This window comes from Hominibacterium faecale (assembly GCF_020734085.1).
GTDB lineage: Bacteria > Bacillota > Clostridia > Peptostreptococcales > Anaerovoracaceae > Hominibacterium > Hominibacterium faecale.
The window spans coordinates 291705-313432 of sequence record NZ_JAJAGH010000001.1 but is presented as its reverse complement, the minus strand read 5'-3'; the positions used below and the strand labels follow the sequence as shown (position 1 = coordinate 313432).

Here is a 21728-nt window from a genome sequence, read left to right as displayed (position 1 = left end):
ACTATGTCTGCCTCTCATTTCGCGTGCGTGTTCTGTTGTGTTACGGCGAGCAAGGGATGCCTTTCCCAAGGGACTCCGGAAAATTTTTTTAAAAATCACGATTTTTGCGCAAAGTTGTGGGTTCGCGGGGCCTGATCCCAGCAGCTTGCGGCCCGCGCGGCTTCTAGGCGAATCTGAAAGTGCCCAATCGTTGAAACTTGCGAAAATTTCATATCACCTTTTCATTCTTTTCGCAAGAAATCCCATTCCTCTCGTAAAACACCTGTCCATGATCTATTGTTCCATAGATTTATACTCACCCCAGTTTTTTAATCTCCCGCTGCAGCCTGCTGATGATCTTTTTTTCCAGGCGGGAGATATACGATTGGGAAATGCCCATGCGGTCGGCCACTTCCTTTTGGGTCATCTCTTTTCCGCTGACAAGGCCAAAACGCATTTCCATGATCTCCCGCTCCCGTTTGTTGAGCTTGTTCATGGCGTAGTCCAGCAGGCTTTTGTTGACCTCTTCTTCAATGTGGGTGTAAACCACATCGTTCTCCGTGCCCAGAATGTCGGACAGCAGCAGCTCATTCCCATCCCAATCCACATTGAGCGGCTCATCCAGGGAAACATCGCCTTTGGTTTTATTGTTGCGCCGAAGATACATGAGAATTTCATTTTCAATGCACCTGGAAGCATAAGTCGCCAGCTTGATATTCTTATCCATTTTAAAGGTATTCACCGCTTTGATCAGCCCGATGGTTCCGATGGAAATCAAGTCTTCCACATTGATACCCGCGTTTTCAAACTTTTTGGCTATGTAAACCACTAGGCGCAGATTATGTTCGATGAGCAGGGCCCGTGCTTCTTCGCTCCCTGCCATGAATTCCTCCAGTGCCTTGTGTTCCTCCTGGGAATCCAAAGGCGGCGGCAGCACATCGCTTCCCCCGATATAATGGATATCCGGAATTTCATCTTTGCCCTTAAGAAAGTTTTTAAGCGCTTCATAAGCTTTTCTCAGCTCCTCCCAGAACGTCCTCACGCTCATAAAATGATCATTCTGCATTCTCTAATGCTCCTCCTTCTATAATCTGCTGCTGCAACAGTACTTCGTAAGCTTCTTTTCCTTTCCAGCAGGCAAAATCTTCTTTACTGATGGCCAAAACAATATTTTTAATGGGCCTGCCCTCTACGATCACCCGATCCGGCCGCAACCCCTGCAGAACGCCCTTTTGTCCCACGCTGCTGTATGGAATCACGCAGCTTCTGCTCAAGATAGCATCTTTCAGGTCATCCAAGAGGCGCTGGCCGCAGGAAGCCGACAGGACCGCCGCCGGATTTCCGGAAACCGGATCCCGCAAAAAATTCCCCGTATCCACAAAAGCCCGCATTTCCCACTCTTTTTCCGCAATTTCCACTTTAATATCCGTAAATACTTTTTCTTTTGTAAGTTTTCCCCGAATAAACTCAGCCAGCCAGCTGCCCAGTACCCAGGTGACGAGCACGCCGGCCGCCACCTGCAGATACGTGATGCTGTGAAGATAAACGCTTCCGTTGGCCGACAAGCCGGGAACCTTGGTCATGTACATGAGTCCGACCGTGATGCCTCCCATGAGGAAACTTACTATGTAAAAAACCGCTACCGTTTTCAGGTAAACCGGCTTGCCTCCGTAGCCGAAAGCCGCTAAAATTACGGCAAGGGAGAAGATCAGCTTGCAGATCAGCGCCGCCGGCCATACCATGGGAAGGAAGAGCACGAAGGAGTATGCTCCGCACATCAATCCCCCTAAAACCATGCCGGATTTGGCCCTCTTGCGTCCGCACAGCCTGCCAGTGAGAACCAGTATTACCAACCCTGTTATGAAGTTTTCCAGAAATAAATATTCCCCGTAAACAGTCAACGAAAAAACCTCCCTTGGACTCTTTCTTTCGATTATAGTCCTAAGGGAGGTCGATTTGTGTCAAAACGCAATGTCGAATCTTTTCTTTTTTAAATCTCTTTTCCGTGGAATCTGCGATAGAGGTGGTACCACAGGTACAGATTGCCCAGAATCACGATAAAGACCACGCCGCTGATGACATTATCCAAGCGGCTTAAAATGGGAATCTGCCAGACCAGGTCTCTGCTGGCGGCCCATAAAACCAGCACCACCGCTTCCGCAGCCCCAGTCAGAGTAATGATTTTTTTCAAACCATCTTCTTTCGCCTTCTCTGCCAGCCTTTTGCAAATGGATGACATGCTGAGCAAGTAAATGACCACACATACTGTCATCAGGCACAAAACCACTTGCAGCAGAAGGAGCAGCTGGACATCCATCATATCGCTCGTGAGAAAACAGCTGGCCGCAATACCGGCAAAGATCACTGCGATGGATGCGGTGATCGGTATTGTTTTATCAGCAAGGAATTTCAACTTCCGCGCCCCCAGCCAGCACACTACCCATGCGGGAATGGTGATGATCCACGGAATGAGCAGCAGCGCTCCGTCATACTGGTATTCATATCGTTTCCAGATAAATATGAAACCATTGAGCAGCAGCCAGATCCCCGTTCCGGCCATGCTGTAAAGCAGCCCCTTCAGATTCAGGCCGATATCGGCCGTGTGGAGAATTGGCCCGATCTTTCCCGTTTGTTTCGTCTGTCCCGCCTCCTGGTCCGGGATCCGGATCCAAAAGGCGACGCCGCCCTCTTCATTTTCACAGCCGCAGGTTCCCCTGTGAATCAGGCTGGTATTGCGCACAATGGCAAGTCCCAGGCCGGTTCCTCCGCTGCTTCTGTTTCTCGCCGAATCGCCCCTGTAAAAGCTGTCCCAGATCCGCACCTGTTCTTTGTCATCAATCTGCTGACCCTGGTTGTGGATGGTAAAGCGCATGCCCTGGGGTTCTTTTTCAATGACAATGCGGATCCGGCTTCCCTCCTCGGCGTGGGTGATGGCATTGATCAGCAGGTTGCAAATGCTCTGGGTCACCAATTTCTCATCGGCCAGGATCTGGCGTTCGTCATCTGCTTTCAGTTCAACCTCCAGCTGCTTGTTTTTAGCCAGAATCCGGGTACGCTCGATCACTTTTTCGGTGATCCCAGCCATGGAAATCATGCTCAATTCCATCGGATAGGTGCCCGCTTCCATTTTAGACAGGTCCAGCATGCTGACGACCATCTCGTTCATGCTGTCGGTTTCCTCAATGATGGTATTGAGATATTGCTTTCGTTTTTGTTCGTCCCCTTCTTCCAGCAGCGCCTCGCTGTAGTTTTTGATAATCCCCAGGGGAGTCTTCATCTCATGGGCCATGGCATCCGACATTTTCCGGCGCTTGCTCTCAGCCTCGTATTCCCCATCGATGGTCCGGCAATAGCTTCCCACCAGGACAAGGCACGCCGCAGTGCAGATAATGGCCATTATAAAGTACAGCCAGAGCGTGCTTGCGATGGTTTTGGAAAGAGGATGATCGACTATGCTCCAGCCCAGAAAATAGTCGCCGGCAGCAAGCTTGGTCACACAAACGGACTCCGACCGGAGAATGCTCTTGTCTTCCTCTTGCAGGGGGATATAAGTGGAGCCGTCTTCTCCAAGTTCAGCTTGATCAATGCGGGCATCGACCGCGCTTTTCACCAGCACTCGCCAGGTTTCATCCTGCTCCTGCCGGGCTGTGGTGTCAATGGGACTAACGCTGACCTCTTCGAATTTCAGGGTGGTAAGCTTATTTCCATCAGGCTTTTTCACAGGAATAAAATCCTTTTTCTTAAGGGCTGACCCCTCTTCATCTCCCGTATAAAGGATCTGTAAGCTGACAGGTTCAAAGAACTCTTCCGTATCATAGCCTCTCACTTCAGCCGAAGCCTCCAAATAGCAACACTCGCTGATTTCCTGAATCTGCTGCGGCGAAAACCAGTCGTCCAGTATCACCCGTTTTTTATCGCTGTCATCTGGGAACGAATTGTTGGATAAAACACTTGCATTGCTGCTGACCATCTTCATTCCGATCACATTGCCTTTCGGATCTTTTTGCGCCCGAAAGAGAATCAGACTGTCCGTCCTCCCCGACGCATCCCAAATCCCAAGATTCCAATCGTTGCGACTAATGGCACTGGTGGCTTTTGCCAAATTCATTCCATCCTGGACGCCTTTACTGGATGCGGATGAGCGGCACCCGTTCAATTCGTTGATAAGATTGCCGATGACGCCCCAGCTGTACGTTGTTCCTTCCATAACATTCCGCTTTGCTCCATAATAGGTCACACTGCCGACGATTAGCACATAGATGGCTACAACCGCCGTTACTGCCCGAATCACGAAGCTGCGTTTGGCTTTATTTTTGTTCATCCGTTACCTCCTGGAATTTGTACCCCACCTTGACAATGGTGCGGATACATCCTGCCCGGCGGCCCAGCGCCTGCCGAAGCTTTTTAATGGTGGTATCTACGGCCCTGTCGTAGCAGAAGGCGTCCTCGCCCCAGACCTGATCCAAAATTTGTTCTCTGGTCAGGATCCGATTTTTATTTTCCATGAAATAGACGAGAAGATCGAACACTTTGGGCGGCATGGCGGTCTTTTCTCCGTCAACGGTAACTTCTCTGGCCCGAAGATCGATCTCGATTCCGCCGGAGCGCAGCTTCCCGCTGTCGCTGATCATTCCCCGGCTTCGTTCCAAAATCGCACAGATTTTGGCGTGAAGGACCGGTAACGAAAAGGGCTTGGTTACATAATCATCCGCCTTTACCTGAAACCCACGCAGCTGATCTTCCTCTGCCATGCGGGCAGTCAAAAAGATTACCGGCGTATCCCCTTTCCTGCGGATTGCCTTACAGACGGCAAAACCGTCCAGTTCCGGCATCATCACATCCAGCAGAACCAGATCAAAGGTTCGTTCCCCCAAACGTTTCAGCGCTTCCACTCCGTCCGCCGCTTCCCATACCGCGAATCCTTTTTTCTCAAAATAATCACGGATAATGATTCTCATCTTCGGTTCGTCTTCCGCTACAAGCAGGTTATACACAAATACACACCTCCTACAGTTTCTATTTTACAGATCCGTGTGTCGTTTTTATGTCCTCTGAAACATTTTAAAGGATCGGGTAGCTTCGCCGCAGGGCCGCCATCAGGGACATGCTCCAAATAGCCAGCCCCAGATAGAGCAGCATCAGAAGGTTGATCATCCAGCCGCCGATGACGACTTCTCCGCTGCCATAGAGTTCATCAATCATCATGGCAATAGTGCCGGCCGCGCAGCCTCCGGCAAAGACAGCCGCGCACCTGGTGTAATAAGTCTGGCTGCTGCCTCCCAATAGTTCTCCCGCGCCGATCAGGATATGACTGTATATCTGGATGACAATAACCGCGCCCAGAAAATAGGAAAGAAACCGCAATTCCCAGGGAACGCGTTGGATAAAAAAGGGAACGATGACCAGTATTTGCAGGATCCAAACACCAATGCCGATCTGAGTCCATCGCCGGGCCAGGAAAAACCGTCTGTTTTCTGAAACCGCGCAGATGATTCCCGTGCCGCTGAGACAGCAGCATAGCCCAATTATCCCAGGCAGAAAGGGCAGCGTGGTGTCGCTTCCGCCCCAAAGCAGCATGAAAAACGTGCCCCAGAACAAGCGCCGATATCCTTGATTCATTGCCTTCGGATTCATCGTATCACCTCTCTTTCTTTCAAATAGGCCAGGGTCTGCATGAAGGTCGGTGCGCTGCCCATATCAAAGGCTTCGCCGAATTCGGTGAGCAGCTGGGTATCTTCCTTTCCGTCAGCTGTTTGATACGTGACCTTGATCATTGGCTGCCATCGTACAAAAGGACTTTGCCGTTTTAAAGAAATGGTGATGGAGTGGTCTTTGAGAAGCGTCGCCCCTTCCAGCTCTGCCGGCTCTTTGCCGTTGATCTTAAGGCCGCTGTTTTTTTCGTCCGGAACGCACTGTACCTGTTTGATGGTCAGATCCCGATCCGCCATATAGCTGGCTTCCCTCACTTCCTCGGAATTGTTTTCCCCCTTGAATTTCAAATCCTTTTCATCCACATCCTCCCCCGGATAGAGAACGATTTTTCCGATTTCCACCTGATCCTTGGTGCCATCCTCATAGGAAACCGTCGCGGTAGTCAGGGCAATGGGTTTTTTCAACCCTTTAAAATCTTCGTCATCGATGAACAAAGAGATTTGCGAGGCTTTCCGTATATAATATCCATTCGTATCGTCGTAGGAAAAATCCATATTTTTTCCATTGTCGGTAAACGAGTAGTCCGCTTCATCTGCGTTATCCGGATCGTCTGGACCTGTCAGCGCCAGCTCCGCAAAATCAACGCCTGTGATCTGGTGGCGGCCGGCTTTGCATTCTATGTAGGGTATCTCAAACTGTTCTGCCTCGTCCTCATCCCCATAGATTGGATATGCGCCGTATACCCGGCAAAGAACCGGATAGTCCAGGCGAGCGTACTGGCTGATGCCAAAGAGAACTGCGGCCAGAAGAGCGATCAGGAAAATGGCAGCAGCCGCCGCCCTGGAAGCAGGTTTTAATGTCTTCATCATAGCGCCTCCTTCTGCGGTAGCTGCATCTGTCCAATCCTTTTGCGGCACTGGTAAAGCTGGATCAGAACTGCCAGCTGGATGAGCATTTGCAAGGCCCCAATCACCATGTATCCGTTGACAAGGAAAAGGATCATCGCCGCCAGTGCCACGACGGCCGTTGCGACGGCATACAGATCGGCTCTTTTTTTCAGGTCGCCGAAGGCAGCCGGAAACATTGCGCCGATTCCCACCAGGAGCTGGGTATAAATGCAGATCAGCAGCAATCTGGCAATGACTAGTTCAGCAAGGGGCACAGCCATGGTCTGCGGTATGGCTGCGTTTAGTATAAGGAAAAGCACATAGCAGCCTCCGTTTATCCAGCCGAAGATGGCTGCTGACCGGAAGCGGGGGTTTTTGGTCACCCGATACAAATCCTGTGTTCCTGCCAGAATTAGAATGACAAATAAGATGCTGGTGGAAATCCGAAGATTGTCCAGTTGAATATGGAATTCTATCAGGGAAAAAATGGTGGCCCAGAAAAGCGTTCCCAGATTGGCGTGAATTGATTTAATATCCATTATAAGCTCCCCCTTTCTTTCAAGTATGCGGCGGCTTTGGAAAAGGTGGAAACAGGGTCTTCCTCCCGAAGCATGTTGTTGCCGCCGGGAGGGTGAAAGGTGAGCGGTTCCATATCGGCTGTTTCTTTTGAGCCGTCTGTATAGTGGATAATCGCATTTTTCACCGTGATTGAGACTTGGCTTTTTGCAAGAAATTCGTCGGTCCGGGGGTCCAGAATAAGGCTGACCCATCCGCCCCGATAAAGTCCGATTCGCTCGCCGAAGCCCTCCTCTATTTGGAAGCCGGTATCTGAATCGTATTCGTCATATTCGCCGAAAAATCGGATTTCCGATGCCTCGGCAAACTCAATTTCCTGGATGGCTCTGGTGTCGCCGCCGTTGGTTAGAAAGAAGCATAGTAAGCCTCCCGGCCCTTCGTCCAGGGTTTCTTCATCTTCGTCCTCATCCTCATCGTCCGGCAATGCCTGGGCATACTCGGTCTGCCATGGAATCAGCACTGGTTTTTGCAGGTGGTAATGCCCCAGCAGATAAAAACAAATAATCGCTGCTAAAGCGATTATTCCTATACAAAGCGCCGCTACTTTGGTAGCGGGTTTTAGGCTTGTCATATGATTGCCCTCCTTCTTTGAAATTTATTGAATAAACACTTTTTCTTATTGTACCATGGGGAGGGCGGGCTTTCAAGGAGAAGGAGGGCGGCCGGGCAGTGTCTGGAGATTGGAGATTAGGTTGCACTAACTTAGATCAAAATGTCCCTTCTTCATTAATTGGCCCGGCTTTGCCAAGAGATGTAATATCGGAAAAAGATTAAAATGAAATCTTTCAACAGAATTTTCCCATTTAAGACAACATACTGCGAAAGCAGCCCCGCCGCACGAAAAAAGGAGCTATTCTTAGACAGAAGCTCCTTTTTTGATTCATATTGAATTCGTCCTTATTTTGCCTGTGCCTGCTTAGCAGTCTCGCACAGCTGAGCAAAAGCAGCTGCATCGTGGATTGCCATTTCGGACAGCATTTTTCTGTTAATCTCGATGCCGGATTTCTTCAGACCGTCCATCAGTCTGCTGTAAGAGATGCCGTTCATTCTTGCGCCGGCATTGATTCTTGCGATCCACATACGTCTGTACTCTCTTTTCTTGTTCTTTCTGCCAACATATGCAGAACGCAGAGCTCTCATTACCGCCGGATTAGCAGCTCTGAACACCTTGCTCTTCTGACCGTAAAATCCTTTGGCCTGCTTTAAAATCTTTTTATGTCTCTTATGCGCGTTAACGCCTTTTTTTACTCTTGCCATGTTTCTTACCTCCTAACTTACTTGCTTAAAACAGATTTGATTCTCTTCAGATCCGCACTTGTTAAAGTTGTAGCTTTTCTCAGTCCTCTTTTTCTCTTCGGGCTTTTCTTTGTAAGAATATGGCTTTTGTATGCCTTGTTTCTCTTTACTTTACCGGAACCGGTTAACTTAAATCTTTTGCATGCGCCTCTGTGAGACTTCATCTTGTTCTTTGCCATGGTGATCTTCCTCCTATGTTAAATTTCAATTTGTTTCTATTTATCCGTCTTTGGTGTCAGAATCATAATAAGGCTCCTTCCCTCAAAGGAAGGTTTCTTTTCAACGTCACCAACTTCTTCAACGACTTGGGCGAAACGTTTCATAACGTCCATGCCTTTGCTGGTATAATCCCTCTCCCTGCCTCTGAACCTCAAGCTGACCTTTACCTTATCTCCGGACTTCAGGAATTTGGATGCGTTCTTTGCTTTCACTTCGATGTCATGTTCTTCGATAAAGGTGCTCAGTCTGACTTCCTTTACCTGAGTTGTCTTTTGCTTTTTCTTCGCTTCCTTTTCCTTTTTTTGAAGTTCATATCTGTATTTTCCGTAATCAAGGATTTTGCATACCGGCGGCTTTGCCTTAGGGGCGATGTTTACCAGATCCAGTTTCCGCTCCGCGGCCAGGTCCATTGCCTCGCTCCTGCTCATAATACCCATTTGGGTACCGTCGCTGTCGATCACTCTCAGTTCTTTATCACGAATTTCTTCGTTGATTTGGTTTTCCTTACTAATTGTCTTGTACCTCCATACATTAAAAAAAGCGGATAATCCGTTATCCGCTCCAAAAAGACACATTGCATGTGTGTTAACCTTTTATGAACCCTGCCAGCGCGATTGCCGAAAAGGTGAGAAGCGGATGACTTCTTCTTTACTACCTAAGTAATATATCAAAATTCTGCCTGGTTGTCAATGGTGTTTTCCCTTTGAGTGTCCACTTTTCTTTTGCAGTATTTCTTTTATAATTGTGTTCCTTTCAGCTTACGAATATATTTTAACAAGCTTGGCACCTTGGCAAATTGGCTTTTGCTTTCATCAATCATATAAGTCCATGTATTTGTAGCTTTTATCAGACCTTCTCCTCTCAGATCTACGCCATGCTCGGTAATTTTGCATGTTTTCAATTTGCTAAGCACATCCTTTTTTATATCTTCTTCCATTTCCGCAAAAGCTCTGACCGCGAATCTCTGATAAACGTCCACTGGCTCTTCACCGCCCAAAATAGCAAAATGGATGCTCTCGCGGGCAGACTCCATTGCAGCTAAGTAATCGACCCAATGCTGATTGATGTAAAAGAGGAGAAGCTGCTGCTCAGCACATAATACCCCTTGAGTACCTGACTCAGCAACGCGCTTTTTGTATAGCACAGGCGCGTTTGTTTCAAAAAAATGCACAGATTTTATATCCCGCAAAACCACTTCTCGATATTGGGTAATCATCCGCCTATGCTTTTCCAGAATCAGTGAATACTTTTCCAAAAGATAACGCATCTGTGCATCTTCTCCTTCCGCCATGCGCTGGATTCGGCGGATTTGCACCTTGCCGGTATTCTCAATTACATGTCTTTTGATCAACGGCTGTTCCATACTAATGAAAAACTGGCTTTCCCCCGGTTCTCCCTGGCGTCCGGTCCTGCCTCTTAATTGCTGATCAATCCTGAAACTTCTGTTTATGCCTGTACTCAATACAAAAAGGCCTCCAGCCGTCACCGCATCTTTGTCCAATTTTATATCAACGCCTCTGCCTGCCATATTGGTTGAGATGGTAATGCGATACGGCCTTCCCGCAAGTGCGATCAGTTCTGCTTCCTTTTCGTCTTCTTTTGCATTAAGAACAAAACAAGGCAAGTTTCTCTTTCTCAGCGCACCGGCCAGCGCTTCTGACTCTTCTACACTTTGAGTTCCAATCAGGATCGGTTGTCCTGTTTGATGTATTTGCCTGATCTTATGATATACCTGTGTGTAAAGCGCCTGATTCGTAGACAGTATCACATCCTCGTGGTCCCTGCGAATACAAGGAACGTGTGGAGGAATCCGTATGACCGAAAGGTCATACATGTTTTTCAGTTCTTTTCTAGACGACCAGGCCGTACCGGTCATGCCGCACAGCCGGCGGTATTTTAGCAGATAAAACTGCAGCGGCATCATATTATAAATCTGAGATCCTTTCCGAGCCTTCACTCCTTCCTTAATTTCAATTGCAAGGTGGAGATGATCCGGGAAACGCCGTCCTTCCGCAACTCGTCCTGTCGTATGTTCAATTACGAAAACAGTTCCATTCTTTACGATATAATCACGATCCTTTTTATACAATAACCGCGCTTCTAAAAATGTATGAATCATCTCCAAATAATGGGCATTTTCCAGCTCATACAGATTGTTCACTCCCAGCAGCCGTTCCGCATGCACAGCGCCCCTTTCTGTCAGCCATACCTGATGCTCCTTCTCTTGAAATTCAATATCTTGCGCATCGAGCTCCTTCACTGTTTTCCAAACCGTCATATAATTCTTGTCTATAGTCGGCTCTTCGCCCGCAAGTACCAGGGGGATACCAGCCTCATCGATCAGAATAGAATCCGCTTCATCTACAATGGCTGTATGAAAATGCTGGCGCAGCAAACCACTTTCACGAAAAGCCATGAAGTTTCTTAAGTAGTCAAACCCTGCTTCCCTGGCGGTGATATAAAGGATATTGCAATCATAGGCAGCCTGCCGGTGTTCTCTTTTGGTTGTCTGAAGAATACATCCGCAGGATAAGCCGCAAAATTGAAAGACCTCCTTGTTCTCTTTATAGTCTCTTGCCGCCAAATAGTCATTGAACACCAAGATCTGGACCTGCTCGCCCGACAAAGCCAGACTCAAAGCAGTAACTACTGCCGCCAGCGTTTTGCCTTCCCCAGTAGGCAGCTCCGCAATCATTCCTTGTTCCATGGCGTAAGCCGCGGATAGCTGGGTATCGAACAAAACCATTCCTTTGCACCGTATGATAGTTTCTTTTATAAGGCCATAACGCCTGGGGCAGTGAGAGGAGTTTCTCAGCTCTTCTTTTAGTGCAGAATCAGAAAGCCCGCTCCCATCAAAAGTATTGACCTTATCAACAAAAACTCTGTACGGTAAAATAAACCGTCTATGAAACGGCATCTTTTTTTTCATATTAAATTCTCCTTTTATTGTCTCGTCGTATCTTTTAATAAAAGGAGTTCATTCAATCTTGCAAATCGTTTGGGCTATAGATATATACCGGGATAAGACTGGCAGCGCTGCCGCGGTCAGAGCGCCCGTAAAAACGAACAGGGGCAGGAAAGAAAGTAAAACAGCAGGAAAAAGCAGCCACATAAGAAACGCGACTAAAGAAAGCGTATATATGATACCTACGGTTCTGTCCTTCATAATACATCAACCTCTCCCCAATAATTGTAACTCCCTGTGTTGGCTGTGTCAAATACCTCTGGCGTGGAAAGATTCGGCTTCCCAGCATCCAGCACCTCGTCAGAAGCGATGGCCGCATAAAGCTCCGTATACGTTCGATCTGTATGCCCAAGCATATTAAAAAGGAGTTGGTTTCCAACTCCTTTTTATCATATAACTTTTACAGTTCCTTTTTCCAGAGCCCGTGCAGGTTGCAGTATTCATATACCGCTAACGGCTTGTCCTCTCCCAAACAGAATACAGCCTTCGGTTCGTCCGATGCGGACAGCTTCTTAATCTGGCAGCCCTTATCTGTTTCCAGCAAAATCCACTGGATCAGGTGTTCTTCGCTCATGGGATGGGTTACGGACCCCACGTCAACCTTCACCTTGTTGTCAGCTACCTCTACAACAGGAACGTGCTTTTCTGTCGCAGCATCCGTAGTGTTGGCCTTCAATTCCTCCATTGCTTCTCCGCAGCATACAAGGGGAACTCCCTTGTCATCAATCAGCGTCGCAATATTTCCACAGTGGTTACATCTTAAAATTTTCATACTTTTACCCTCCATAACTTTTATTTAAACATTTTTTCAATCGATTCCTTCGGAACCAGCCCGATCGAAGAATCTTTCGGCTGGCCATTCTCAAACAGAATCAGCGTCGGAATACTCATAACTCCATATTTGGAAGCCAGCTCCGGCTGTTCATCGATATTAAGCTTGCCTACTTTTATGTCCTTATGTTCCTCAGCAATCTGATCAACCACCGGACCCATCATTTTACAAGGTCCGCACCAGGCCGCCCAGAAATCGACCAGAACCGGTCCATCCGCCTTCAGAACTTCATTTTCAAAATTATCTTTTGTAAACGTCATCACTGCCATCTCTTCATCCTCCCTGCATATCTATCACATCATTATAGTCTTATAGTACCCATATATTTACTGCTTAATCAAATTCTTTAGACAAAACTTTTTATTCGGCTGTAAAAGTTCTCCTTACCCGCCCTATTGCGCGGTGAACACTGTGCGTCAAAACCCATCAGCTCCTGCACCCCAATCCCGGCTTTTTTCCGTCGATTCCCACCTGGCATACGGTTATTTTATAGGGAATCTGCACGCTAGTCAACTGAAAGTTACAAGCACATTCACGCCAATGTAATAATCAGCCGGCTATAGCGATACAAAGTTGCATCATTGCTGCTTGCAGAATCGTTTCTTACATTATATAATGTAGTTACTTAGTTGAACAGCCGGGTCGCAAAGCAAAAGACAGGGAAAGATACTCATCCTTGTATTGCAACATACCTAGCGCTGGCCTGGCAGTCGTACAAGCCCTTGGCGGCGGACGAATAATACTGCTGCTTTTATTCTAAAAGGGGGTATAGAATGGAAAAATTCCTGGATACACTTTCAGCAAGCGAGCTGATTCCCATTTTAAACAGCATCAACGATGCAATCTTTATCGACAGCAGCGACGGATATTCTTTGTGGTGCAACGAAGCTTGCCGTGAACTTTATAAGGTCAATCCGGACGATATTTCCGGCATGCACGTTTCTGAACTTGAGGAAAGCGGCGTTTTTACACCTTCTGTGGCTAAGCTGGTCATGGAAAAAAAGGAAGAGGTTACGATTATTCACGAGAATAAGGAAGGCAAACGGCTTCTTTCCACTGGCACACCCATTTTTGACCATACGGGAAAGATGAGCAAAATCGTCACCACATCAAGGGATATTACCGAATTGACCAGCCTGCAGAATCAGCTGGAATCGGTCCAAAAAACGCTGAAACAGATCGAATCATTGGAAAATTTTTCAAGCGTACACGTAGTTGCGTCCAGCCGTTCCATGCGCAATGTACTGCAATTGGCCAAGCGGCTGGCGTCGGTTGACTCAACGGTTTTAATCACTGGCGAATCGGGCGTCGGCAAAGGTGTGATCGCAAAACTGCTCCACGAAAACGGTGCCCGAAAGGATTACCCCTTTGTCACAGTAAATTGCGGCGCTATTCCTGAAAACCTCATTGAGTCAGAACTCTTCGGCTATGAGCGGGGCGCTTTTACCGGCTCTCGGGCGGAAGGAAAAAAGGGACTCTTCGAAGCCGCGCAAAATGGTACCATCTTTTTAGACGAAATCTCAGAGCTTCCTTTAAATTTACAGGTGAAACTGCTGCAGGTCATCCAGGATCGGGAATTAATTCGGGTCGGCGGCGTCAATCGTGTTCCCATTGATGTGCGGATTGTTTCTGCCACCAACAAAGAACTGCTCCAGCTTGTAAGGAACAATAAATTTCGTGAAGACCTGTATTACAGACTGAACGTGGTTCCCATCAACGTGCCGCCCCTCCGGGAACGTCCGGAGGATATATTGCCTCTGATCCAGACCAATCTGGACAAATGCAATAAAAAACTCAATGAAGCCAAAAAATTGGATCCGGCTGCGCTTTCCATACTGCTGCGCTACCCCTGGCCGGGCAATATCAGAGAGCTGCAGAACATTATGGAGCGTCTCATTCTCACCACCAAAGATGAATTTATTACTGAGGACAACCTCCCGATCTTTATCAAAAACTCTGCACAGGCACAGCCTGTGGAGGCAGTACGGACCTTATCCCTCAATGCAGCTTTACAGAGGGCGGAAAAAGAAATCCTTGCCAGGACATTAGCTGAATATAAATCGACCCGGTCCATGGCCAAAGTCCTGCAGGTCAGCCAGCCTACAGTCGTTCGAAAGCTCCAAAAATATGGTCTTTCTACAGGTGATACAAAATAGCATCACCGATTCAATTTTGTATCATCTAGTCAATCCCTTGATTTTAAAAGCATTTCGAACATTTTTACTATCTTAATTTTGCTTTCGATTCAATTTTGTATCGCATTTCTTGTCTTTTTTGCTTTATTCCTGGCATTATCTTGCCAGGCCGATTCATGTATACATTATATTTTTTGAAACTGACTTATTCACAAACGTTGATATTTCAATGTTCTAATTTTAGAACAATCTTCAAACATAGGACTTCACGGAAAATTCACACTTTTTCTTTTCATTTTGGCACGCTGGTTGCTCTATATATAGCCGTCAGTAGTTTTGCTGCTGGCGTTGAACATAGTTGATACGATTATATTTACAAGGAGGACTTAAAAAATGTCAATGAATGCACATGATTATGTTGCTGCTTTAGTTGAAAAAGGCAGAAAAGCACAGGCGATCGCTAACAATTTCACTCAGGAAGATGTTGATCTTCTGACCGCTGCTGTTGCTTACAACCTGACCAAGGATGGAAAAGCATTAAAGTATGGTGAAATGTTAGTTGAAGAATCCGGCATGGGTATCGCTCCTGATAAAGAGCAGAAAATGTACGGAAAAATCTGGGGTTCCTATATCCAGATGAAGGATGAAAAGTCTGTAGGTCTGCTGGAAGACAACAAAGAAACCGGCATGCAGAAATGGGCTAAGCCAATGGGCGTTGTTGCCGGTATCATGCCTGTAACAAACGGCGAAGCTACTCCTGTGGTAAAAGCCAACATGGCTCTTAAAACAAGAAATGCCATCATCCTGGCACCCCATCCGAAAGCAAAGAAAACAAACTGGGAAATCGTTAATGATATCAGAGCTACCATCAAAAAATTAGGCTATCCGGAAGATTTAGTTCAGACTGTTGAGCCTGAATGGGTTAAGATCGAAGTTTCCAAAGAATTAATGGCACAGTGCGACTTCATCCTGGCTACAGGCGGAGAAGCTCTGGTTGAATCCGCTTACTCCTCCGGCACTCCGGCTATCGGCGTAGGCGTTGGTAATACAGTATCCATCATCGATGGAACCACCGATATGGCAAAAGTTGCAGAAATGATTGTTAGGTCCAAGGCTTATGACAATGCGACTTCCTGCTCAACAGAAAACAACATCATCGTATTCGAAAGCTGCTACGACGAGTTTGTTGACGAAATGGCAAAACACGGCGCCGTACTGTTCAAGGAAGGCTCCGAAGAAAAAGCAAAATTGCAGAAAACCATGTGGCCGAACACTCCAAACGACCACGTGCTCAACAGAGCGATTGTTGCACAGAATGCAGAGCAGATTGCAAAACTGGCTGACATCGACGTTCCTGCAGGCACAAAAGTGCTGATGGCAGAAGAACTGAACGGATTTGGTCTGGAACACCCGTTCACAGGCGAAAAACTGTCACCAGTATCCGGCATCCAGAAAGCAAAAGACTTTGACGATGCGCTCGATAAGCTGATGAAGACATTAGATTACATGGGTAAAGGCCACTCCTGTGGTATCCACACAACCAATGATGAGTTAGTTGCAAAACTGGCCGCTGCTGCTCCTGTTACAAAGGTCGTTGTCAGCCAGCCGCAGTGTCTGGTTAACTCCGGCGGCTGGACTTGCGGATTCCCGGTATCCATGACTCTGGGCTGCGCAACCTGGGGCGGAAACAGTGTTTCCCACAATGCAACATGGAGAGACCTGCTGAACTTTACTTATGTTTCCAGAGAAATTCCGAACTGGAGACCGGATCCAAACGAATTATTCCCGGCTGATCTAAGAGCGAAAGTAGACGACTAAACAATCGAAAGCCGACTGTATTAAATTTGAGTGTTGGGAGCAGGAAAGCTTCACAAACTTCCCTGCTCCAGTAGAATCCAAAAAAGGAGATTAAAAATGTCAGCAATTAAAGAAAAAAGTTTAAAATATAACTTACACTCCTGGAGCGCACAGGGCAATCTGAATCCAAAGGTGATCACTAAAGCCGAAGGCATCTATTTCTGGGATGAGGATGGCAAAAAGTATTACGATATGTCTGCTCAGCTGGTAAACTCCAACCTGGGCCACGGCAACAAGGCCATCGTCAATGCGATTAAAGATCAGGCGGAAAAAATTCCGTTTATCGGACCGGGATTTGCGATTGACGTTCGTTCCGATGCTGCGGAAGCAATTGTTGAGGCTTCCGGACTGGAAGGCGCAAAAGTATTCTTCACCAACGCTGGTGCGGAATCCAATGAAAACGCCATCAAAATCGCAAAACAGTACACCGGAAGATGGAAGATCTTCTCACAGTACAGATGCTATCACGGTTCTTCCGCCGGCGCTGGAATGCTGACTGGTGAACCAAGACACTTTGCCAATGAGCCGGGACCTGCCGGATTCATTAAATATGACGGACCTTACGCTTACAGAGCACCAAAGGCCTGCAAATTTGAAACTGAAGACGATGTAGCTGATTTCTATCTGGAACTTTTGACCAATCAGGTTAAGTATGAAGGACCGGAAAGCGTAGCTGCGATCTTCCTCGAAACCGTAGTTGGATCCAACGGAATTTTGGTTCCTCCTGCTAAATATGTAACTGGCGTTCGCGATCTTTGTACAAAATACGGCATTATGATGGTCTGCGACGAAGTTATGGCAGGCTGGTACAGAACCGGCACCTGCTTCGCATTCCAGAACTTTGGAATCAAGCCTGACCTGGTAACCTTCGCAAAAGGCGCAACCTGCGGCTATGTTCCTCTGGGCGGCGTAATCGTATCCGAGCCGATCGCTAAATACTTTGACGATCACAAGATGATGTGCGGACTGACTTACAGCGCTCATCCGATGGGCTGTGCTGCTGCTGTAGCTACCATCAACGAATACAAAAACCTAAACATTGCTGAAAATGTAAAAAAACAGGGCAAAGTTTTAGGCGAACTGCTGGAAGATCTGAACAAGAAACACGCTTGCGTGGGCGAAGTTCGTTACATCGGCCTCTTCTCAGCATTTGAGCTGGTAAAAGACAAGGCTACAAAAGAACCGATCGTCGGCTTCAACGATGATCCGGACGGCCTGATGGCAAAAATCGTCGGCATGCTGGTTAAAGAAGGATTCTGGACTTACTCACACGAAAACATGATTATCGTTGCACCTCCGCTCATCATCACTGAAGAAGAGCTGAGAGAAGCAATGGCAATTTTGGATAAGGTATTAGATTCTGTTGACAACATGATTAAATAAGCCTGTTTGATCATGTAAAAGTACTCCTTGAGGGGCTGTCGCATTAAGCGATAGCCCCTTCTAGTATGCAAAAAATAAACAAAAAACAATATTAAAAGCCCGAGAACCATCAGATTCACGGACTTTGTGGTAAAATATTAGTATGCTAAAATCAAATACTCTACAGAAAGATTATACACAATCCGAAACATGTTTTCAATGCAAGATGCCATTTGATATTGGATATATCATTCCTAATAATGATTGCGTGAGACTGCTAAGTCAGTTTGTGGAGGAAAAGGATCTGACGAATCTTTATGAGACATATTCGCGTCTCAAAGAAAATCAAGCGTCTCCACGCACCATGTTGAAACTTGTCCTTTATGCTTATCATCCAGAGAGATGGAACAAGCCTGTCACCGAGACATAAATTACATATATCTGCTGGATGGAAAACCTGTTCCTGACCATGCTACATTTGCACGCTTTCGCAGTATTCATTTTGCAGCATGTGCAGAAGGAATCCTTTCAGAAACAACACAACGGCTGTATCGTTTAGGAGAATTATCCGGGAAAGATATCTTTATTGATGGTACGAAAATTGAAGCCCGTGCAAACAAATATACTTTTGTCTGGAAAAAGGCGGTTACAATCTACAGCACGGCATCGATTCAGAATACATTGTGTGGCTGACTGTAGGTCCTACGCCAAATGACCAGCCAGCCTTAAAACCATTCCTGAAAAGTATGGAAGAGAATCTAAGTTTCACCTACAAAAACATTGTTGCAGATGCAGGATATGAAAGTGAAGAAAACTACAGCTGGATTGAGGAAAACGGCCAGATTGCCTTTATCAAACCTGCCAATTATGAACGGTCCAAAACGAGAGAATATCAGAAGGATATCAGCAGGAAAGAACACATGGATTACTATCCTGCTGAAGACTATTATCTTTGTAAAAACAGGGAAAAGCTTATCGCGGTTGAGATGAAAAACAGAAAAAGCAACGCCGGATACCTTACTCAAACGACAATCTATCGATGCGAAGATTGCACAGATTGTCCTTACAAGTCAAGTTGTACGAAGGCAAATCATTGGAAACTGCCATTGGAGGAACGAACAAAACAGCTGGAAGTCTCCAGAAATTTTGAACGCCAAAGAAGTGAGTATTTGGAAAGAATCGTAAGTGATGAAGGTATTCTTCTGCGAATCAATCGCAGCATTCAAGCGGAAGGCTCCTTTGCAGATATGAAGCAGGATCGTAATTTTAGACGATATTTATGTCGCGGACAAAAGAATGTATATGCAGAAAGTGTGCTTATGGCAATTTCACATAACATAGAAAAACTGCATGATCGAATCCAGAAAGAACGAACTGGATTACACCTGTTCTGTACGGAAAAAGCAGCATAAATTTAAAGGTTGAAAATACCTTTTGTCAGTGTTGCTGTCAGAGCTTTATTTTTGTTGTCTTTTTGAGGCGAAATACGCTAAAGACGAAACAATTTAAGTAGGGATTACGATAATGGAGCTTCGCTCCGGCGGATTTTCATCCGCCTAGTGCGACAGCCCCTCTTTAATTGGCGGGGATTCTGCGCTGGCTCGGCATCATGCTCCCAGTAGGCAAAACACCCTGCACTGTCTCTTTTTTTACACCACATAAGCAAATCAAGAACATCTGTTTACATTTTGTTCTTTTTATGGTATTCTAAGGTTGATGTTATAGACGGGTTTCTCCTTTGACTGACGATTACAATTGGTACGCCGCGGACTGTATCAGAAAACGGTATTTTTTAGTGAATTACGACATTCTGACGGCACGTTGCACCAATGGACGGGCTTCCTTCATGCAAAATTGTCAGTATCTAAAAAGGATAGTTCTTTTATTGATACTCTTTGGGGAAACGCTCATAGAGAAGGACGGATTAATATCAAAATCCAAGGTTTTTGCAAGGAGTTTTGATACTGAGGCCCCTCACCTGGCTTTTATCCAATCGCTCCGGGACTACAAAGTATCAAAATTGACATTTTTTTGATACCAGCAGCGATACTCGAATGGTTTGGATGCATAAGGCTTGATGTTGGCGGTGATGGCCGTCCTACTGCAAAACAGAATACTTTATACAGGATAAAAACAAATCCGGGAGGAATGGATGATATGTTAAAAGAACGGGAACAGAAAATCTTAGATTACATGAAGCAGGAAATCCGGCAGAAAGGATATCCCCCTACTGTGCGGGAAATCTGCAATGCGCTCAATATTAAATCCACTTCAACTGCTCATAAGGATATCGACAATCTTGTAAAAAAAGGCTATATTATCAAGGATCCATCCAAGCCGCGCGCTTTGATGGTAGTCGATCAGGAATTGGAGTCAGTACCGGCAGAACCGATGCCGCCTATTGATAATGCCCAGCGGACCGACGTTACCGACATACCGGTTATCGGACGCATTGCCGCCGGCACGCCCATCCTGGCTGAGCAAAACGTGGAAGAGACCTTTCCCGTTCCATCGCGCTTCCTTGGAAACGGTACCAATTTTATGCTGACGGTTAAGGGAGAAAGCATGATTGAAGCCGGAATTATGGACGGTGACTACATATTGGTTCAGCAGCAGCAAACCGCCAACAACGGCGATATCATCGTCGCTATGGTAGACGGCTTTGAAAGCGAAGCTACGGTAAAGACTTTCTATAAAGAGCAGGATCATATTCGGCTTCAGCCGGAGAACTCATCCATGAGCCCTATCATCGTACAGGATGTGAAAATTTTAGGCAAGGTCAAAGGCGTCTTTCGATATTTTTAAACCAACGCGGGTATTGTACCCGCGTTTTTTTCTGTATAAAAGTGATGGTAATCCCAGCATGGGACAATTCGGCTAATACATCAATTATTCTTTTTACAGGAATCATTGTTCTGCATTTGACAACTGGCCGACCGCCGTATTATGATAGATCCAGTATATAACTGGAAGGGGTAAGATTCATGTTTGTAATACTAAATAAAATCGCAATTATTTTCGCTATGGTAGGAGTCGGTTTCATTGCCAATAAAGCCAGAGCCCTGCCGGATGAATCCAACGGTTATCTGATCTCGCTGCTCATGAATATTACGGCGCCCTGCATGCTCCTCACCTCCATTACCGGCAAGCAATTGACGCCGGATACCCTCAGTTCTACCCTGGAGGTACTGGCCGGCACCATCATCTTCTTCCTTGTGGGGATGGCCGTTTCTTACGGGATCGTCAAGGTGCTGCGCATCTCTTCTGCGGACCAGGGCGTTTATATGAGCATCCTCACCACCGTAAACACTGGCTTCATGGGTTTTCCCATCACAAAAGCGGCGTTCGGCAATGAAGCGCTGTATTTCATGGTGGTCAGCAACATCGTCCTCAACATCTACCTCTATTCGCTGGGGATTTTACAGATCAATATGGGCGAAAAACGTCAGTTCAAAGGGCTGAAAAAGGCCCTCAAACCAATGCTTAACATGTGCTCGCTGGCAGCGGTTTTAGGAATCATTATGCTCTTTTCCGGATTCAAAATCCCTTCTTTTTTCAACGAACTCCTTACGGGCATCGGCGACATCACCATCCCCCTCTCCATGATCGTGGTCGGGGTCCAGCTGGGCAGCAGCAACATCCTGAAAATCATCAAAAACCCCAAGCTGATCGTCATATCCCTCATCAACCTGATCTTATGGCCCGCTCTGACTTTTCTGGCGGTCAACTGGCTGCCCATCCATGAGATGACCAAGCTGATACTGGTCTACGGCGCCGCTTTTCCTACAGCAGTCATTGTAGTGGCCCTGGCGGCCAAAGAGCGGAAGAATTCCCAGCTGGCGGCAGAGGGCGTGGCCATGACCACTCTTTTTTCCATGGCCACATTGCCGTTCATCACCATGCTGCTGAGCACCTATTACGGAATATAAAACAGGTGCTGCCGCACGAAGCTAATTTCTTCATGTAGA

21 protein-coding genes and 1 other annotated feature are annotated in these 21728 nt (G+C 46.6%); of the genes, 7 read left to right on the top strand and 14 right to left on the bottom strand.

Going from position 1 to position 21728, the window contains the following annotated elements; genetic code table 11:
- Positions 1–295 precede the first annotated feature (295 nt).
- From sigE to trxA, 14 genes are all read right to left on the bottom strand, one after another.
- Positions 296–1045 carry an RNA polymerase sporulation sigma factor SigE gene (gene sigE / locus LG211_RS01395; protein ID WP_227754765.1) on the bottom strand — a complete coding sequence of 250 codons (750 nt, stop codon included), beginning with the start codon at positions 1043–1045 and terminating at the stop codon, positions 296–298.
- Positions 1035–1880: a sigma-E processing peptidase SpoIIGA gene (locus LG211_RS01390; RefSeq protein WP_269476904.1), complete on the bottom strand. Its 846-nt coding sequence runs from the start codon at positions 1878–1880 to the stop codon at positions 1035–1037. Before LG211_RS01390 ends, sigE begins: the two co-directional genes overlap by 11 nt.
- Before the next feature lie 89 nt (positions 1881–1969).
- Positions 1970–4300 carry a sensor histidine kinase gene (locus LG211_RS01385; RefSeq protein ID WP_227754767.1) on the bottom strand — a complete coding sequence of 777 codons (2331 nt, stop codon included), beginning with the start codon at positions 4298–4300 and terminating at the stop codon, positions 1970–1972.
- Complete coding sequence (locus LG211_RS01380; protein WP_269476903.1) at positions 4287–4973, bottom strand: response regulator transcription factor; 687 nt, start codon at positions 4971–4973, stop codon at positions 4287–4289. The genes LG211_RS01385 and LG211_RS01380 overlap by 14 nt, the downstream gene beginning before the upstream one ends.
- 67 nt (positions 4974–5040) lie before the next feature.
- A complete protein-coding gene (locus tag LG211_RS01375) occupies positions 5041–5613 on the bottom strand; it encodes a hypothetical protein (RefSeq protein WP_269476902.1) in 573 nt (190 codons plus the stop codon).
- A complete protein-coding gene (locus LG211_RS01370) occupies positions 5610–6500 on the bottom strand; it encodes a hypothetical protein (protein WP_269476901.1) in 891 nt (296 codons plus the stop codon). The genes LG211_RS01375 and LG211_RS01370 overlap by 4 nt, the downstream gene beginning before the upstream one ends.
- Positions 6497–7057: a hypothetical protein gene (locus LG211_RS01365; protein WP_148395586.1), complete on the bottom strand. Its 561-nt coding sequence runs from the start codon at positions 7055–7057 to the stop codon at positions 6497–6499. The genes LG211_RS01370 and LG211_RS01365 overlap by 4 nt, the downstream gene beginning before the upstream one ends.
- Complete coding sequence (locus LG211_RS01360; protein WP_148395585.1) at positions 7057–7665, bottom strand: hypothetical protein; 609 nt, start codon at positions 7663–7665, stop codon at positions 7057–7059. The genes LG211_RS01365 and LG211_RS01360 overlap by 1 nt, the downstream gene beginning before the upstream one ends.
- Before the next feature lie 326 nt (positions 7666–7991).
- Positions 7992–8351, bottom strand: a complete 360-nt coding sequence (gene rplT, locus LG211_RS01355; RefSeq protein WP_148395584.1) for a 50S ribosomal protein L20 — start codon at positions 8349–8351, stop codon at positions 7992–7994.
- A gap of 17 nt (positions 8352–8368) precedes the next feature.
- Positions 8369–8569 (bottom strand): 50S ribosomal protein L35, encoded by a 201-nt coding sequence (gene rpmI, locus LG211_RS01350; protein WP_148395583.1) that lies wholly within the window; start codon positions 8567–8569, stop codon positions 8369–8371.
- A gap of 36 nt (positions 8570–8605) precedes the next feature.
- On the bottom strand, positions 8606–9184 hold the full coding sequence (gene infC, locus LG211_RS01345) for a translation initiation factor IF-3 (RefSeq protein ID WP_227754770.1): 579 nt from the start codon (positions 9182–9184) through the stop codon (positions 8606–8608).
- Positions 9136–9264, bottom strand: a sequence feature (ribosomal protein L20 leader region). It overlaps the preceding gene by 49 nt.
- A gap of 81 nt (positions 9265–9345) precedes the next feature.
- The gene (locus tag LG211_RS01340; RefSeq protein ID WP_269476900.1) at positions 9346–11538 is read right to left on the bottom strand and encodes a preprotein translocase subunit SecA; all 2193 of its coding nucleotides are present in this window, start codon (positions 11536–11538) and stop codon (positions 9346–9348) included.
- A gap of 436 nt (positions 11539–11974) precedes the next feature.
- Positions 11975–12346, bottom strand: a complete 372-nt coding sequence (locus tag LG211_RS01335) for a desulfoferrodoxin family protein (protein ID WP_148395581.1) — start codon at positions 12344–12346, stop codon at positions 11975–11977.
- A 20-nt stretch (positions 12347–12366) separates the two neighbouring features.
- The gene (gene trxA / locus LG211_RS01330; protein ID WP_148395580.1) at positions 12367–12675 is read right to left on the bottom strand and encodes a thioredoxin; all 309 of its coding nucleotides are present in this window, start codon (positions 12673–12675) and stop codon (positions 12367–12369) included.
- A gap of 504 nt (positions 12676–13179) precedes the next feature.
- Between trxA and LG211_RS01325 the strand changes: the two genes are divergently transcribed.
- The 7 genes from LG211_RS01325 to LG211_RS01300 all read left to right on the top strand — a co-directional run bounded on the left by LG211_RS01325 (position 13180) and on the right by LG211_RS01300 (position 21689).
- On the top strand, positions 13180–14562 hold the full coding sequence (locus tag LG211_RS01325; protein WP_253021146.1) for a sigma-54 interaction domain-containing protein: 1383 nt from the start codon (positions 13180–13182) through the stop codon (positions 14560–14562).
- Positions 14563–14934: 372 nt separating this feature from the next.
- Positions 14935–16359, top strand: a complete 1425-nt coding sequence (locus LG211_RS01320; protein WP_148395578.1) for an aldehyde dehydrogenase family protein — start codon at positions 14935–14937, stop codon at positions 16357–16359.
- Positions 16360–16389: 30 nt separating this feature from the next.
- Positions 16390–17781 carry an aminotransferase class III-fold pyridoxal phosphate-dependent enzyme gene (locus tag LG211_RS01315; protein WP_227754772.1) on the top strand — a complete coding sequence of 464 codons (1392 nt, stop codon included), beginning with the start codon at positions 16390–16392 and terminating at the stop codon, positions 17779–17781.
- A gap of 303 nt (positions 17782–18084) precedes the next feature.
- The gene (locus LG211_RS20010; RefSeq protein ID WP_465250770.1) at positions 18085–18453 is read left to right on the top strand and encodes a transposase; all 369 of its coding nucleotides are present in this window, start codon (positions 18085–18087) and stop codon (positions 18451–18453) included.
- Complete coding sequence (locus tag LG211_RS20005) at positions 18381–19172, top strand: transposase (RefSeq protein WP_465250769.1); 792 nt, start codon at positions 18381–18383, stop codon at positions 19170–19172. The genes LG211_RS20010 and LG211_RS20005 overlap by 73 nt, the downstream gene beginning before the upstream one ends.
- Before the next feature lie 745 nt (positions 19173–19917).
- The gene (gene lexA / locus LG211_RS01305; RefSeq protein WP_465250766.1) at positions 19918–20565 is read left to right on the top strand and encodes a transcriptional repressor LexA; all 648 of its coding nucleotides are present in this window, start codon (positions 19918–19920) and stop codon (positions 20563–20565) included.
- A gap of 179 nt (positions 20566–20744) precedes the next feature.
- The gene (locus LG211_RS01300; RefSeq protein ID WP_148395575.1) at positions 20745–21689 is read left to right on the top strand and encodes an AEC family transporter; all 945 of its coding nucleotides are present in this window, start codon (positions 20745–20747) and stop codon (positions 21687–21689) included.
- Positions 21690–21728 lie beyond the last annotated feature (39 nt).